Raw genomic sequence first — 14,783 nt, 5'->3', positions numbered from 1 at the left:
TCGCTTAGCCTTTTCGAACGAGTACGACCTGCGCGCCCACTAAATCCCTAGTTGATGACCGGCATCCGTTCGGGGGAAAGTTCACTTAAGAACTCGATTTCCTTCTCGCGAACGTAGATCACTTCCTCGAATTGAAAGACGGCGCCATTGATTTCCAGCTTGGGCTCAAGGTGAAGGATCATGCCCGGCCTTATAATTTCGGGATTATCTTTAGAAATGGATGGCGGCTCGGTGACGTCGAGCCCTCCGCCGTGGCCGATCCGGGAAACGAGACCATAAGCGGGGGGCAAGCCTGCATCGCGCCAAAGCTGCTCAAAGGCCCAAAAAACGTCTCCGGACGTCATCCCCGCCCTGACGCCATTTGCGAGCGCGACCGTGAGCCCGCGCGTTCGTTCGTATGCATCGATCTCCCAGCGTTCGGGTAGGCCGCCGCGGGCAATGCGATTTCTATCAGCCGGATAGCCACCATAGGTGGACCGGAAATCGGTCCAGGCGTACTGGCCGACCGCAAGGGGCTGCATCCGGGGTGGGCGGCTGTAGTTGAACTCCCCCCGGCAGAAGGTCATTGCAATCGGATCGGCGCATTCCGCTCCATTCATGATAATACGCGACTGGATCTGCCGACAAAGCTCGACTTCGGTAATGCCTAGACTGGCCTGCGAAACGGCATCATCGAAGGCGGCGTTGACGATCTCGAAGGAGATGCGCTTGAGGCCAGCTTCGAACGGCGATTTGATGATGCGGGTTCGCCACAAAAGATCCGTGGCGCTCTCCAGCCGGCCACCGCGCGCTCTCAAGCCATCCACGATCTCCAGAGAACCGCGACCAAGCATGTCCTGTCCATAGTCGATCGCGGCTTTTGTCGTAGCAGCCGGATCGCGAGCGGAAATCTCCTGGACGATGGCGCGCGCGCCTTCCGCAAGATAGCCAGCATAGTAGACGATCGAAAAAGCCCTCGGCCTCGATTCAAGGTTTCTGGACTCAATCCGGTTGGCTATGACGAGTATGTCGCGCTGGTCGATCACCACGAACAACGGCCGCGAATGATAGCCCCACGACAATGTTCGGTAGTCGGTGAAATACTCGATGTTTTTCTGATTGGTGAGAACCAGGAAGTCGACCGCGTCATGGGCCATTTCGCGCCGGACGGCGGCGAGGCGCGTGGCCAGCTCGTCAAGGGGCACATCGGGTGATGGTGGTGCTGGAAGCATGGTCGCCTGCTCCTGGACTGTCTCTGATTATCGTCGCTTTGCGCAGCCCGGTTCGCCGAGCTGTTCACTCGCCCCCTACCTTTTCGACTTCGAGCCTTTGCTCCTCGCATCCAGTTCCACCACGCAGGCCAGGCGGTCGAAGGGCGATTCCGTTACGCCGAAGACCGAGAAGGACTTGTCGGTCGTGCTCAACCGATAGAGGCGACGCAGCGTTGGATATCCGTTCTTGATCGTGAAGGTCTGTTGGGCTTGCTCGGAAGCCGGTGCGGCATCGATCAGCAACTTGGTTTTGGTGAATTGTGTTCCATGAGCGCGCAACGCGTCGCTGATGAACTTTTCCCCGAACTCACCAACCACCTCGTCGCTCAGGGAACGGGGCAGGTATGAGGTGTCATACATAATTGGCGTGCCGTCGGTGGAAATCACCTTGCGAACACACAACATCAGCCCATCAGGCGGCTCAAGCGCATCAAAGGCCGGGTCCTGTATCTTTTCTTGCGTCAGCGAGAGGAGGCGAATCGTGGGCTTCAGGCCAAGCCGCAAAGCGTCGTCGTGAGAGGTAAGCGAGAAATCGAGGTCACGAACGAACCTTCGTTGCTCCCGCACGAAGGTCCCCAGCCCGGGCACCGAACGCAAGATCCCGGCAGGCTGGAGATCGCGCAATGCCCGTTTGATGGTGATTGGGCTTACCGCGAACTCCTCTGCCAAAGCCGCTGTTGAGGGCAGGGATTCGCCGATCGCATATTCTCCAGCACGTACCCGGCGCATGATTTCATGGCGTACGTTCTCGTGAAGGACCGTCCCGGTTTGTCCGTTCATTTCAACTCCCACCTTGGTATACTAGGGATACCTAGCGCATGCAGTGGGGGATGTCTATCCCCGTCACGTTGCTCGCATTGCTGGATCCATCGCGCAGCGGAATTTTACAAAACTCAAATATCATCTTCATAAAAATTTGACATACCTGTTATACCTGGTCTACCTTTAAGGACATTCGATGCTCAGGGAGTAAGCCGCATGGCAAGCAAGTACCGGCTCTTCAGCAAGATCACGGCCGCAGCGGCAGCCTGCGCTTTTCTCTTTTTGACGGCTGGCGCTTCGAGAGCCGAGACGACGCGCGAAAGGGTCTTGCGTGAGGGCAAGATCGTCATCGGCATCTCCAATGGCGCTCCTTGGGGATTTCGCGACAAGAATGGCGACCCTGCGGGCTTTCATCCCGATCTGATCAAGGCTGCCTTTGAGGGTCTTGGGGTGGGTAAGGTGGAAATCGTCGTCACCGAATTCGGCGCGTTGATCCCCGCACTTACAGCACAGCGTTTTGATGCGATCGCCGCCGGTCTCTACATCACGCCGGAGCGTTGCGCGGTCGTCGCCTTCAGCGACCCCGATCTCAAGCTTGCGGATGCCGCCCTGGTCGCCGAGGGCAATCCGAAGAAGATTCACAGCTACGCCCAAATCGCGGCAAACCCCGAGATCAAGTTTGGTGTGGGGCGCGGCAGCACGACTGCGAAGAATGCGGCGGCCGCAGGTCTGGTGGAGCAACGCACGCAGCTTTTCCCCGATATCCAATCAAACGTTTCCGCGCTGCTCACCGGCCGGATCGACGTTGCGGCATTTTCGGCGCCGACAGTGGCCCGCATTCTCGCCGACGAGAACATCCATAGGGTCGAACGCGCCTTGCCCTTCCAGGGGGTGCAGGAAGGTGGCAAGGAACGGTTCGGCTATTCGGCGATTGCGTTTCGCAAGGACGATGGTGACCTGCGAGACCTGTACAATTCCCGGCTCGAGGCGCTCAAGCTCGATGGCACGGTCGCGCGCATAATGGCCAGGAACGGATTTACCGATCAGGAGAAGGCGCCGGATCTGACCAGCGATCAGGTGTGCAAGGGGCAGGACTGACCGGCTGCAAGGCGGCGGGAGAAAATCGGGGCGTCAGGCGAGATTAAGCGTTGCTGGACAGCCTGCATTCCTACGGCCTAGCCCCACCGCATCTTGGCCAGCGAAGCCCAATATACGACCGAGCGAACGCCCCGCTTCATCGAGGCGTTCAGGATCCAGGGACGTTCAAGCGTGACCATTATCGAGATTTTCGTCGGCATTTTCCAAGGGTTCCGCATAACGGCCGTGGTTACCGCGTTGGGCGTGCTGTTTGCCGTGCCCTTCGCCTTGATTTTTGGCGTAGCCCAATATCTGACCAGCGGCGTCGCACGCTTCGCCATCACTGCCGTCATAGAATTCTGGCGTAGCTCCGCGGTGATCATTCTGCTCTTTGTCTTCTACTACGTCCTGCCGGTCGTCGGCATCCAACTTCCAGCGATCGCCGTGAGCGCTATGGTGCTGGGGTTGAACGCCGGTGGGTATGGAAGCCAGGCCGTCCGAGCCGGTCTCCAGTCACTCGATCGAGGTCAGATCGAAGCCGGTTCTGCGCTCGGGCTGCCGCGCCGGCATATCCTCAGCCTGATCGAATTGCCGCAAGCACTGACCAGGATGGCGCCGACCTTCATCAACCAGTTCATCCAGTTGATCAAAGGCACTGCATTGGTCTCTCTTGTAACTCTAACCGACATGACGTTCCGGGCAAAGGAAATCGCGGAACTCCAATACAACCCTGTCGGCGTCTACACGTCACTTCTGCTTGCCTATTTCGTGATCTGTTATCCTGTCACGGTGTTTGGCCGATGGGTGGAGCAGCGCATTGGCGCGGGGAGGGGCCTGACAAATGAATTTTGATCTTGCCTTCGCCGCCTCGACCCTTCCGACGATCCTTAGCGTCATCGGGACCACCATCGGCGTTGCGCTGCTGAGTTGCGCCGGCGCCTCTATCCTCGGATTCAGCTTTGAGATCACTCGGCGAGCAGGATCCGTGTCCGGATATCTGATGCGTTTCGCAATCGACTTCATCCGCTCGACACCCGTGCTGGTCTGGCTCTATTTCCTTTATTTCGTCCTTCCTCATTGGGGTTTCACGCTGCCGGCGTCCGTGGTCGGCATACTGGGCCTGAGCATCTATTTCAGCGGATATCTGGCTGAGGTATTCAAGGCTGGCATCGACGCCATTCCTAAAGGCCAAGCCGAAGCCGCCAAGGCAGTGGGATTGAACCGGATCGATACCGTGTTCTTCATCCTGGCTCCCCAGATGCTGCGCAACGTCGCGGCCCCTGTCGGGAACCACTTTGTCTCGATCCTGAAAGCGACTCCTTATCTGGCCGTCATCGCCGTGCCGGAAATGCTGGGCAGGGCACTAGACATCGCCTCCGACTCCTATCGCTATGCCGAGCCGCTAACGGTCGTCGGCATTGTATTTCTCGTTCTGGCCCTGACGATCGCTCAGATGGTCAAGCTTCTCGAACGCAAGTTGCTGGGCCCAGAGAGCCGATGAACGACGCTGTCCATGCAATGCAACACCCGATCCTTGGGCCGACTGAAATCGGGCAAGGCAGTAACCCGGCCCGCCCGGATCAACCGGCCGTCGAGATCATCGCACTCAACAAGTGGTTTGGCAGCTTCCATGCTCTGAAGAACATCGATCTTGCCGTTCCGCAAGGCGCCCGGTTGGTGATTTGCGGTCCGTCAGGATCGGGAAAATCAACCCTGATCAGGTGTGTAAACGGGCTGGAGCGCTTCCGCAGCGGCGCCATTCGCATTGGCGGCGCCGATATCACCCGGGATCAGAAACAGCTGCAGAAAATTCGGCGCGAAATCGGGATGGTTTTCCAGCAATTCAATCTGTTTCCACATCTGACAGTCATGTCTAACTGCACGATTGCCTTAAGACGTGCCCTCGGCAAGTCCAAGGCCGAGGCTGCCGCCATCGCGCTTCACTATCTCGAGCGGGTCAGGATACCGGAGCAGGCGCACAAATATCCGGGCGAGCTTTCCGGTGGTCAGCAGCAGCGCGTAGCGATAGCGCGCGCGCTCTGCATGAATCCGAAGATCATGCTCTTCGACGAGCCGACATCGTCGCTTGATCCGGAGATGGTCAAGGAAGTGCTCGATGTCATGGTCGGCCTCGCCGCGGACGGCATGACGATGCTTTGCGTCACCCATGAAATGGGCTTCGCCCGCAAGATCGCCGACCAGGTGGTGTTCATGGATCAGGGAACCATCGTCGAGATGGCGTCGCCCGCCAACTTCTTCGCCGCGCCGAGCCAGGAGCGGACGCGGCTCTTCCTGGAGAAGGTGCTTCGTTGAACAAAGAGGATCGACCATGACTGGCGAAACACGGATCTGGACACCGATCGACTATGAGGCTGAGGGAAAGCAGTCGGACTGTCTGAGATTGCCCCATTCGTCCGACCTGTCCGCCTATGGCTGGATACCGATCCCGCTGGTGTGCATCAAAAATGGGTCCGGGCCGACGGCGTTGTTGGTCGCCGGCAACCATGGCGACGAATACGAGGGCCAGATCGCCCTTTCCAATCTGGCTCGAGAGATCGACGTCGACCAGGTTTCGGGCCGGCTCCTCATCCTTCCGGCGCTCAACTTTCCCGCGGTCACGGCGGGACGCCGCGTATCGCCACTTGACCAAGGCAATCTCAATCGCCTGTTTCCAGGCGATGCGAACGGAACCCCGACCGAGATGATCGCCCACTATGTCTGCAAGGTCTTGATCCCGATGGCCGATGTCGTCGTCGATCTCCACTCGGGCGGCCGTTCGCTCAACTATGTGGCGAGCTCCCTGGTGCGTCCAGGACGGACCTCCGACGAGCATACATCACTGCTCAGGCTGTTGCGGCTATTTGGAGCACCAATCAGCTTCGTAAGCGATGGAACCGGCGGCGGCGGCCTTACAACACTTGCAGCGGCCGCGCAGGAACGTGGCGCGCTGGCGCTGACCACCGAACTTGGCGGGGGCGCAACCTTGTCCAGGTGGGGGCTGTCGCTTGCCGAGGCGGGACTAAGGCGCGTGTTGAAAGACCAGGGGATTCTGCGCGATGTCGCCGTCGAGCCCGCTTCCCCCACGCGCCTCATGACGGTCAGCGGTCACAGCGCATTTGTCTATGCGCGCGATCGAGGCGTTTTCGAGCCGGCCGCGAACATAGGCGATGAAGTTGTGACGGGCCAGATCGCAGGTCGCATCCACTTTCCGGATTTACCGACCCGCGAACCTGAAACGCTGTTCTTTGAATCGTCCGGTCTCGTGGCGTGCCGTAGGGTGCCATCGCTCACGAACCGCGGTGACTGCCTGTTCAAGGTCATGGCCGATATGGACGGCGGCTCCTTGCATGCTTAGCCCAATTCCGAGCCTCAATCCGCGTGTGATTGGTCTGCGCTGCATTCGTTGTCGGATTGTCTTTCCGATCGCGGATCACTTCGAAGGCTGCCCGATTTGTCTGAGCCAAAATCTGCCGGCGAGCTTGGCGATCGAATATCAGGGACTGCCCAAATCCCTGAAGCGCATCGATGACTGGCAGGTCTACAGCAACTACCCAACGCTCGGGGAGGGCAACACACCGCTTGTGCGACTGGAGGGACTCGCGAAAGAGATCGGCGTTCGCGCGCTTTTCCTCAAGAATGAGGGCGCCAACCCGACTGGATCACACAAGGACCGCATGAGCAGGTTCGTCGTCCAACGTGCGCTGGAGATCGGTGCGTCGACGGTAGCCGCGGCCTCAAGCGGCAATGCCGGTGTGTCGCTGGCTGCTTACGCGGCTCATGTCGGGCTCGATTGCGTGATCGTGACGACGCCCGACATCAGCCCGAACTGGCGCCACGCGATCGAGATGCACGGGGCGACGTTGCTCGCCAGCGAAACCGCGCAGGGTCGCTGGCAGGTGCTCGCAGATCGGGTCAGAGCCGGGGAGTGGTACCCGGCCACCAATTTTGCTGTTCCGCCCGTCGGCAGCAATCCTTTCGGAGTGGATGGCTACAGGTCGCTCGCCTTTGAGATCTTTCTCGAGCTGGGCGCCAGCGCATGCAGCGATATCCTCGTTCCGACATCGAGAGCGGACCTGCTGTGGGGTGTTGCACGCGGATATTGCGACCTGCAGGCCGCCGGGCTTGTCGAAGAACGGCCCCGAATCCATGCCGTTGAGCCGTTCGGCCGGATTTCGAGAGTGCTTGCCGGGGAGGACTATCGCGGCAATTTTGCAGGCAGCTCGGCCTTGACTTCAATCGGTGGTTCGACCGTGACCTACCAGGCATTGGATGCGATCGCCTCTTGCAAGGGATCGGCAGTGGCAGTTGACGATATGGCCGCGCGCGACGATCAGAAGCGGTTGGCGCGTTGCGGGTTTTATCTTGAACTCTCGAGCGCCGCGGCTTTGACTGGCCTGAAGAAACTCGTTCCCCAAGGTGTGATTTCATCGGACGCCGCGGTCGTGCTTGTCGGCACGTCGAGCGGCTTTTCCGATTTCCAGACCTTCTCGTCCCCTATCGCCGCACCCGAGGAACTCGCTCCATTTGAGGCAGTGCCGGTTGCTCCGCCCCCAAGCAGTTCGTGTACTTTCATCTGATCGGCTAGAGCAGGCGCACACCGCGGGTAAGGTGATCGCAAGAATGTTGACGCACATTCCTACAATTGAAACGAAGGGTCGCCGTCCTCTGTGTCCAACATGGGTTTGTTGGATCAAAACGAATAGTCGGGAACCAGTTCATTTGAGCGGCAGTTTACATTTTAGAAAATCTGAGGACGCCCCAGCCGGATGGGACAGGTGTGCTCGATTCTTAAATTAAAGTTATATAATTCTAACCCGGATCTGTTCCCGCCGGCCCCTGCGATACCGGCCGAAAGTCAACAATAACCAAGCTCAGCGGTCAGCAACTACTCGCGACTCTACTGCCTCGTTTTGGTCGCGAGCGCCGCCAATACGATACCGTCAGCGTAGCCAAAATACGGATAGGGGCTAGATCGGTTCGCCATGGTGGCCCGATCCTGCGCAACCGCGAAGCCTGGCATCGAGGTGATTCTGTTAGTGTTTAATTAGCCAACACCACAACTCTGTGGACAAAGATCGAGTAGAATTTGCTCCGTCGGCCGGCCTATGCCTATTCTGACGGGCTGGACCTCGTTACCGGCACAGGGGGCATCTATGGAATTCTTGCCGACCAAAGATGGGCCTTGCCTAGACTTCATTGTCGTTCCGCCGATTGGCACAAGATTTGATGATTCGTTGTTGTTGACGAAGATCGAGGATGGACTGAATGCTGAATTCACCGGCTTCAGATTCGTCGTCACGGCCGATGGACTCGACCGCTCCCAGGATTTTCTTCTGATCCCGGTCTTTGGTGTTCTTGGAGAACACACCTACGAATCCATCATGCGAGCGGCGCCGGACTTGGAAACATGCCGGGGGATCGCAATCTTTCTTTGCCGTTACCAAATCGATGGGCTGACAATGCATTGAGCGTGTTTGGCATACTGAATGCAACGTCATGGAAAGCAGCCGCTTCCTTGAGGCTGCTTGCTGAAACGCCCGAACAGACTGATTGACGGCCCGGGAAGGCTGCCGCCTTCGACGAAGAAGGTCGGCCGGGAAAGGATCTTCGGCAGATGACAGGAGAAGTCCCCTTGCCGATCCGGCCCGCATGATTGCCCGCACCTCCGCCGTTCGGAACCTGGCCCGCCCGAGCACGTTGTGGCCCATCAGCCTGGGTTACCCATGCAAGAACTTTTCGAAGAATTCGGCCATCCGACATACGTCCCATTTCCGGTTATCGCGGCGAGGCTTCTGTTGGCCTCGATCTTCGGCGCTGTGATTGGTTTCGAACGCGAATGGCGAAATCGGCCTGCTGGGCTTCGCACCCACATCCTGATCTGCGTGGCAGCGGCTACTTTCGGTATTCTGACGATTGAAATCGTACATGCTCCGCTGTTTGTGCAAGAATCCGTCAAGGTCGATCCGATCCGAGTTGTCGAAGCGGTTACCGCTGGCGTCGCCTTCCTTGCTGCCGGGTCCATTTTGTTTTCGAAAGGCGAGGTTCACGGGCTGACGACCGGCGCAGGAATGTGGCTGGCTGGTGCTATTGGCGTGGCATGCGGGCTCGGGCTGTGGCAGGTCGCGGCGCTCGGCACGTTTTTGGTGCTTGTCGTGGCAGGCCTTCTTTATAGTCTTGCGGCCAAATCCGGGATTCGCGAAAACAACGGCCAAAGAACTCCAAAATCGGAAGAAGATGGGTCAAAGTGGCAATAGGCTGCGGATTGGGATCATGTTCCTTGTCACAGAGCTTCTTCAGTTTGGCGTGACACGCCCCTGCTGCTGTAGTGGCCCCGAGGTGCCGACGTGATGAGAAGCGTATGCTTGTGGTTGACTGTCAACGCAAATCTGACGACTTGACCCAATCACTGCCAAGTGATGGATCGTTTAGCGCGGCTTGTTATTACGGCGGGTCGCCTCACCTCGGGAACTTAGCATGGAAAAGATCTTCAACCATCTGGCAGGTGCCGTCGCGCATGCGACAGGCCGTCCTTGGGCTTTCGCGCTTTGTGTCGCATCAGTTGTCATTTGGGCGGCAACCGGTCCCATATTCGACTACTCCGAGACGTGGCAGCTCATAATCAATACAGGCACGACCATCATCACGTTCCTGATGGTGTTTTTAATCCAGAATACTCAAAACCGGGACGGGGCCGCGCTCCAGGCGAAGCTCGATGAACTGATCCGCTCGGGTGCGGCCAAGAACGATTTTATAGGCATCGAGCACCTGACCGAGGCAGAGGTCGAGCAATATCGATCGCTCTGCGCGCGAGCCAAAGACAGAAAAGAAGCTAATCTGGGTCGAACTAACGCCGACACAGGAGTCAAGGCCGGTCTTTGAGAAATCGGCTTCGCGCAGCAACGAATTCCAGCCTGGGCCGATGATCAGATCCAGTGCATGCAATTCGGGAATGCCGGCCACATTCCCGAGCAATCGAGCGAGGTGTCCTAACTTGCCCGAGGCGGTTTCGTTTTGCCCCCGAACAAAAAAACCGCTGGCCGGAGCCGGCGGGCTTGGTTCCAGTGCTGGCGCTTTGTGGGCCCGCACCACTGGCGGGGCGATGCGGGCCCGACCAAGGTTTGAGAACCTCGGCCAGCAGCGTGAGGGAACGCTGCCATCATCGAAACCAATCGCCGAATGTCAGGTTCCGCTTACATGACCAAAGGCCCCGCCACCTTTCGGAAGCGGGCGAGTCTGGGGAACACATACACTGAATGGGAACAGTGCAAGGCCGAAGCTCTTTAGCGCGGGAATGTTCCACAACTGGCCGCTTCTTGTGCTCTCGCCCATCATCTAAATGCAGCGGTTGGCCCCCATCCAGTTTTGTTGGTTTCGACCGCCAGCGCCCTGACCGGCGCAGGGAGCGTTCGGCGTTTGAGAAAGATGCGCACGGCATGGATGCGCGGCCGGATTTCCTCATTGGCGTTCCAGCATTTTGGTGGACTCAAAGGTGCATCTGGTGCTGGAGCGGGAGGCAAAAGAAAGATCAGCGTGCATTCGATGGTCTCTTCGACCCAGCTCGTCAGTCGCGGATAGGGGGCCGACCATTTGCCAAAGCCATGCGGCAAGATCGGCCCAGCCTCAGCGACATCGCGCCGGTCGTGGGACCATCTGAGTTCCGGCAGGCAATGGTCGTCAGGCTTGCGCGGCAGGTGATCGAGCGATTCCTGAGGAACCGCACATAGCAGCGCTGCCCGGCGGCGTCCGGGATCACCGATTGCGGCGAATCAGGCTGGCATGGTGGTTGGAGAGCCGACTCGACGCCCCTGCGACCGCGCCTCCAGTGCGACGAGGAAATCCCTCCAGGCCGAACGGCTTCCGCGATTGGCCATCTCCACGGCCAAGGTCTGGCGCCGCGAGGCGCGTGTACTCGACGGTGATAAGCCGATCCATGCGAAAGCCTTCTCCCAACTCGCGCGTTGTGTCCAGAGGAGTCTCACGAGGTCGGCGCAGTAGGCTAGCGCACTCAGACCAGGAGGATCGGCGCCGGTCGTGTTGATCACCGCGCGAGGCAGCTATCCCAATACCCGGGACTCCAAAGCTGCCTGTCCGGAAATGGTTCCTAAGTCGGCGCAACTGTGATGGCAGACCTGACCTGAACGGTCTGGCGCGCCACGAAAGTCTTGGAATTGCGCGGAACAATCGCATGCGCAGACCGTTGCCCAAAGCGATCTTCGACCTAGGATTTGCTCGTTGCAGCGATCACATAAGCCCCCCAACGAGGCCACTCAAATGGTTGGCGATTCAATTGAGGGCGACGCCATATTGGGTGAGGCCAAGCAATCTGCCATTGATGCCGTCCCGCGGCACCTGGTTGTCGTTTCGAACCGGCTCGGGAACATTCGCGACCTGTCGCAAGCCGGCGGGCTGGCAGTAGGTGTCGCGGACGCGTTGGCTGATCGTGGAGGTCTATGGCTAGGAGCAAGCGCCCTGTATCAGGACTCTGCCGCGAGTGACGAACCTCTGATCCAACTCGAACGCGTGGGGAGGATCGAGACGGCTGCGCTCACCCTGCCGCGCGAGGAGTATTCGCTGTACTACAACGGCTATGCCAACAGTACGCTATGGCCACTTTTCCACTACCGGCTCGACCTGGTGAATCACCGGGGAGAGTATCTACACGCCTATAGGCAGATCAATGCACGCTTCGCGAAGGCGCTCGCAGCACTGCACTTGGGGAACGACGACCTGGTTTGGGTCCACGACTACCATCTTATCCCCTTGGCGGCCGAGTTGCGGCGGCTGGGATTCCGGAATCGGATCGGCTTTTTCCTTCACATACCCTTCCCGCCGCCTGACCTTTTTGCCGCCGCACCCGATCACGAAGAACTCATCGATGATCTGCTTGAGGATGACGTGCTGGGTTTCCAGACCGAGACGGACGTGATGAATTTTCGGCGATCGGTGCAGGCGACCAGTCCCACCACCTTTGATATCAATGGCGCGGCTGAGGCCAATGGCCGGACAGTCTTGTCACGGTGCTTTCCGATTGGCATCGACGTTGATTCCTTCGCACGCATGGCTAACGAGGCGGCGGAGGATGTCCAGATTGATTCCATGCGCCGCCAGATTTTGGGCCTTAAGCAAATCATCGGTGTGGACAGGCTGGACTACTCCAAAGGTCTGCCCGGCCGCATGCAGGCCTTCGCCCGGCTTCTGGAAAGGCACCCCGAACACGAACGGGCGGTAACCTATTTGCAGATTGCTTCGCCTACACGCGAGGAGGTGAGCGCGTATGCTGACATACGGGCACAGCTCGAAGCAACCTCTGGCTCGGTGAACGGAAGATACGCGGATTTGGCTTGGACACCGATCCGCTACATCCATCGAGCCGTCCCACGCTCACGGCTAGCTGGCCTATTGCGCGCTAGTCAGGTCGGGTTGGTCACGCCTTTGCGTGATGGAATGAACCTGGTGGCAAAAGAATACATTGCTGCTCAGGACCAAGCCAATCCCGGAGTGCTTGTATTGTCGCGTTTCGCGGGCGCGGCTGAGGAGCTTGCGGAATCCTTGATCGTGAACCCGTATGTGATCGACGAGGTTGCTGACGCGATCGCAAGCGCGCTCGCCATGCCACTTGACGAGAGGATTGCAAGGCACGGTGCATTGCTCAAGCGCATCAGACGCAATGACGCAGCAAAATGGCGGCGGTCATTTCTCGCCACGCTCGCGGACGAGGACTAGCGTCCCAGGCATTTGCCGCCTGAAGCGCCCGCGGCGCCACAACTGTTCCCGAACCGGTCCCTGCGGGTCCCACCCGCAACCGGCCAGAGTCGTATTGCGGCCTAAGCTGTCTAGCGGCGACCGCCCGATGTCGGCAGTAGAGACGAACGTTGCCTTCCCCGCGGAGAGCATCTCGATCTGATTTTGATGGGACGGATAGCTGGCTTCCGCTGCGCTGCGTGATCGTCGCTCAGGCTGAAATCGAGGGCGGCTGTTCGCCGCCCCCGGCTAAGCTCAGCGGTCGCGTCTTCCACTGGCGCGCTCCAGATCAGCCCCCGTATAGGCATCAGCCGCCGGATTGAATCCGGTCCAGCCGCCGGCTTCGTATTCCTTGCGCCGACCGGCGATATCGACCGAATTGTATTGGCTGAGGATCTGTTCCGCGTTCGGAACGAGATTGTCCTCGACCTTGGCAGTGACCAGCGTTCCACCGCGGCGAATGCCTTCCGCGTAGACGTGAGCATCGTTTTCCGGCACGCCGGCTTCCGTCATTGCGCCGATGATACCGCCCGCAGCACCCCCGACGACGGCACCACCCACGGCGCCGACAGCGGTGGCAGCCAACCATCCGGCGGCAACCACGGGCCCGACCCCGGGGATAGCCATCAAGCCCAACCCGGTGAGCAGTCCGCCGGCACCGCCAACTACGGCGCCCACGCCTGCTCCTGTCGCGGCATCTTCCCCAGCTTCGGAAGCTTCAGCCTCGTGCCAGCCTGTCGCGTTGTTGGCTACGATGCTGATGTCCGAGCGGGGCACACCCGTGGCCTCAAGTTCCCCCACGGCATCGCTGGCGTCGTCATAATTGTCGAAGAGTCCTGTTATCGTTTTCATTTGAATGGTCCTTGGTTTCTGATCAGTTGGCGCCGGCAACAACGTTGCCTTGGTAGTCAAGCGCGATAGGCGTCGATTTGCCGTCCTTGCTCGCGGTACCACGCCAGATGCCCTTGTCGTCCTTCGTCAGTGCGGAGACGTCGGCGTAACCCGCCTTCTCAATGGCGCTCTTGGCCTGGTCCTCGGTGAAGCTGTTGGCGCCCGGCACCGGCGCCGCTGGATCAGTGGCATCCGTGTTGGTGACGGCTGGGGTGGTGCTGTCGGAAGCTGACGCCGAAGCTGCGACCTTTTCGATCATTTCCTGATGCATCTTGAGCGTCGGCAACATGTCGGCTGCGAACGATTTCAGAGCGGCGTTGTCGCCGTCCTTTGCATATCCTTCGAACAGGCTCACAGCGTCGTCATGGGCCGCCTTCTGCATCTTCGCATAGGATGCATCGACGGGCGCCGCAGCCGACTGAAGCTTGTCGACATCGGCCTTGTGCGGGGAATCCAGGTCCGATGGGACCTGCAACTTTTGCTCACCGGCAATACTCTCGAGTTTGGCATTGGCGGCCCCATGATCGGAGATCATTTTTTGAGCGAAATCCTTGAGGCTCTGATCCTGGAGCTTGTCCTGGGCGACCTTGCTCGACTGCACCTCGAACATGCCGCCGATCGCTGCCTTGGTTACGAAATCTTGGGCCGTTTCTGCGGCCAGCGCAGGCAGCGCAAACACCATTGCTGTGGCGACCGATAACGATGCCCAGCGGAGACTGTTCTTCATGAATGGGTTCCTTGATTAGAGAGGACGATGCTCCCTAATGTCCAGGCGGAGGCTTTGTTCCGGACGCTGCCATCTACGCGCCGTTGTGCAGTTGGGGCGCGGACCTTGGTCACCGTCGTCCGGGACAATTGGTCGAGCGTGGCTCAGGGCGGTCGCCAGCGATCTCGAAAAAGCTTCATGGATGAGCCGTAGATAGCCGAGGGTGCCGCCGGAGCGGTACTATTCAACGATCTCGTCGTGCATCGCCTGGGTACCTGGATTCGTGCGGGTGGCCCGGACACAGGTGAGCTCGCCGGCAAGTGCCAATCTGGGCGACCCAGTCGCCGTGGTTAGGC

The 14,783-nt window shown here is 59.2% G+C and carries 15 protein-coding genes; 10 read left to right on the top strand and 5 right to left on the bottom strand.

The window, feature by feature from the left end:
• Positions 1-47: 47 nt before the first annotated feature.
• The 3 genes from FJ959_RS11425 to FJ959_RS32155 form a co-directional block, all read right to left on the bottom strand.
• Positions 48-1,211, bottom strand: a complete 1,164-nt coding sequence (locus FJ959_RS11425; RefSeq protein WP_140581359.1) for a M24 family peptidase — start codon at positions 1,209-1,211, stop codon at positions 48-50.
• Positions 1,212-1,286: 75 nt separating this feature from the next.
• Positions 1,287-2,030 carry a GntR family transcriptional regulator gene (locus tag FJ959_RS11420; protein WP_140581358.1) on the bottom strand — a complete coding sequence of 248 codons (744 nt, stop codon included), beginning with the start codon at positions 2,028-2,030 and terminating at the stop codon, positions 1,287-1,289.
• A 182-nt stretch (positions 2,031-2,212) separates the two neighbouring features.
• Positions 2,213-2,368, bottom strand: coding sequence for a hypothetical protein (locus FJ959_RS32155; RefSeq protein WP_246678979.1), 156 nt, complete (start codon positions 2,366-2,368; stop codon positions 2,213-2,215).
• On the opposite strand from FJ959_RS32155, the gene ehuB reads away from it, so the two are divergent.
• The 10 genes from ehuB to FJ959_RS11365 all read left to right on the top strand — a co-directional run bounded on the left by ehuB (position 2,295) and on the right by FJ959_RS11365 (position 12,812).
• Complete coding sequence (gene ehuB / locus FJ959_RS11415; protein ID WP_246678977.1) at positions 2,295-3,110, top strand: ectoine/hydroxyectoine ABC transporter substrate-binding protein EhuB; 816 nt, start codon at positions 2,295-2,297, stop codon at positions 3,108-3,110. The genes FJ959_RS32155 and ehuB overlap by 74 nt on opposite strands.
• Positions 3,111-3,281: 171 nt before the next feature.
• Positions 3,282-3,941, top strand: a complete 660-nt coding sequence (locus FJ959_RS11410; RefSeq protein WP_140499739.1) for an amino acid ABC transporter permease — start codon at positions 3,282-3,284, stop codon at positions 3,939-3,941.
• Positions 3,931-4,590: an amino acid ABC transporter permease gene (locus FJ959_RS11405; RefSeq protein WP_140499741.1), complete on the top strand. Its 660-nt coding sequence runs from the start codon at positions 3,931-3,933 to the stop codon at positions 4,588-4,590. The genes FJ959_RS11410 and FJ959_RS11405 overlap by 11 nt, the downstream gene beginning before the upstream one ends.
• The gene (locus FJ959_RS11400; RefSeq protein ID WP_224646666.1) at positions 4,587-5,402 is read left to right on the top strand and encodes an amino acid ABC transporter ATP-binding protein; all 816 of its coding nucleotides are present in this window, start codon (positions 4,587-4,589) and stop codon (positions 5,400-5,402) included. Before FJ959_RS11405 ends, FJ959_RS11400 begins: the two co-directional genes overlap by 4 nt.
• Before the next feature lie 16 nt (positions 5,403-5,418).
• Positions 5,419-6,444 (top strand): succinylglutamate desuccinylase/aspartoacylase family protein, encoded by a 1,026-nt coding sequence (locus FJ959_RS11395; protein WP_140581354.1) that lies wholly within the window; start codon positions 5,419-5,421, stop codon positions 6,442-6,444.
• Complete coding sequence (locus FJ959_RS11390) at positions 6,437-7,666, top strand: pyridoxal-phosphate dependent enzyme (protein ID WP_140630201.1); 1,230 nt, start codon at positions 6,437-6,439, stop codon at positions 7,664-7,666. The genes FJ959_RS11395 and FJ959_RS11390 overlap by 8 nt, the downstream gene beginning before the upstream one ends.
• Before the next feature lie 576 nt (positions 7,667-8,242).
• Complete coding sequence (locus tag FJ959_RS11385) at positions 8,243-8,557, top strand: hypothetical protein (protein ID WP_140560120.1); 315 nt, start codon at positions 8,243-8,245, stop codon at positions 8,555-8,557.
• A gap of 255 nt (positions 8,558-8,812) precedes the next feature.
• Positions 8,813-9,343, top strand: coding sequence for an MgtC/SapB family protein (locus FJ959_RS11380; protein ID WP_140499748.1), 531 nt, complete (start codon positions 8,813-8,815; stop codon positions 9,341-9,343).
• A 220-nt stretch (positions 9,344-9,563) separates the two neighbouring features.
• Entirely contained in the window at positions 9,564-9,968 is a 405-nt protein-coding gene (locus FJ959_RS11375; RefSeq protein WP_140499750.1) for a low affinity iron permease family protein, read from the top strand.
• 1,392 nt (positions 9,969-11,360) lie between these two features.
• Complete coding sequence (locus FJ959_RS11365; RefSeq protein WP_140584517.1) at positions 11,361-12,812, top strand: trehalose-6-phosphate synthase; 1,452 nt, start codon at positions 11,361-11,363, stop codon at positions 12,810-12,812.
• 273 nt (positions 12,813-13,085) lie between these two features.
• Here FJ959_RS11365 and FJ959_RS11360 read toward each other — a convergent pair whose 3' ends face one another.
• Together FJ959_RS11360 and FJ959_RS11355 are read right to left on the bottom strand one after the other, a co-directional pair.
• On the bottom strand, positions 13,086-13,682 hold the full coding sequence (locus FJ959_RS11360) for a general stress protein (protein ID WP_140560122.1): 597 nt from the start codon (positions 13,680-13,682) through the stop codon (positions 13,086-13,088).
• A 22-nt stretch (positions 13,683-13,704) separates the two neighbouring features.
• Positions 13,705-14,448: a DUF4142 domain-containing protein gene (locus FJ959_RS11355; protein WP_140630198.1), complete on the bottom strand. Its 744-nt coding sequence runs from the start codon at positions 14,446-14,448 to the stop codon at positions 13,705-13,707.
• Positions 14,449-14,783: the final 335 nt, after the last annotated feature.

Origin of the sequence: Mesorhizobium sp. B2-2-4 (assembly GCF_006442375.1) — a bacterium.
In the GTDB taxonomy this organism is placed as follows: Bacteria; Pseudomonadota; Alphaproteobacteria; order Rhizobiales; family Rhizobiaceae; genus Mesorhizobium.
Note: the sequence above shows the minus strand (reverse complement) of the source record. Positions and strands in the feature narration are given on the sequence as shown.

What these genes read in the sequence shown, in the direction of transcription:
- FJ959_RS11425 (WP_140581359.1), bottom strand. Translation starts at nt 1,211, where the DNA reads ATGCTTCCAGCACCACCATCACCCGATGTGCCCCTTGACGAGCTGGCC.
- FJ959_RS11420 (WP_140581358.1), bottom strand. Translation starts at nt 2,030, where the DNA reads ATGAACGGACAAACCGGGACGGTCCTTCACGAGAACGTACGCCATGAA.
- FJ959_RS32155 (WP_246678979.1), bottom strand. Translation starts at nt 2,368, where the DNA reads ATGCCGATGACGATCTTGCCCTCACGCAAGACCCTTTCGCGCGTCGTC.
- FJ959_RS11405 (WP_140499741.1), top strand. Translation starts at nt 3,931, where the DNA reads ATGAATTTTGATCTTGCCTTCGCCGCCTCGACCCTTCCGACGATCCTT.
- FJ959_RS11400 (WP_224646666.1), top strand. Translation starts at nt 4,587, where the DNA reads ATGAACGACGCTGTCCATGCAATGCAACACCCGATCCTTGGGCCGACT.
- FJ959_RS11395 (WP_140581354.1), top strand. Translation starts at nt 5,419, where the DNA reads ATGACTGGCGAAACACGGATCTGGACACCGATCGACTATGAGGCTGAG.
- FJ959_RS11390 (WP_140630201.1), top strand. Translation starts at nt 6,437, where the DNA reads ATGCTTAGCCCAATTCCGAGCCTCAATCCGCGTGTGATTGGTCTGCGC.
- FJ959_RS11385 (WP_140560120.1), top strand. Translation starts at nt 8,243, where the DNA reads ATGGAATTCTTGCCGACCAAAGATGGGCCTTGCCTAGACTTCATTGTC.
- FJ959_RS11380 (WP_140499748.1), top strand. Translation starts at nt 8,813, where the DNA reads ATGCAAGAACTTTTCGAAGAATTCGGCCATCCGACATACGTCCCATTT.
- FJ959_RS11375 (WP_140499750.1), top strand. Translation starts at nt 9,564, where the DNA reads ATGGAAAAGATCTTCAACCATCTGGCAGGTGCCGTCGCGCATGCGACA.
- FJ959_RS11365 (WP_140584517.1), top strand. Translation starts at nt 11,361, where the DNA reads ATGGTTGGCGATTCAATTGAGGGCGACGCCATATTGGGTGAGGCCAAG.
- FJ959_RS11360 (WP_140560122.1), bottom strand. Translation starts at nt 13,682, where the DNA reads ATGAAAACGATAACAGGACTCTTCGACAATTATGACGACGCCAGCGAT.
- FJ959_RS11355 (WP_140630198.1), bottom strand. Translation starts at nt 14,448, where the DNA reads ATGAAGAACAGTCTCCGCTGGGCATCGTTATCGGTCGCCACAGCAATG.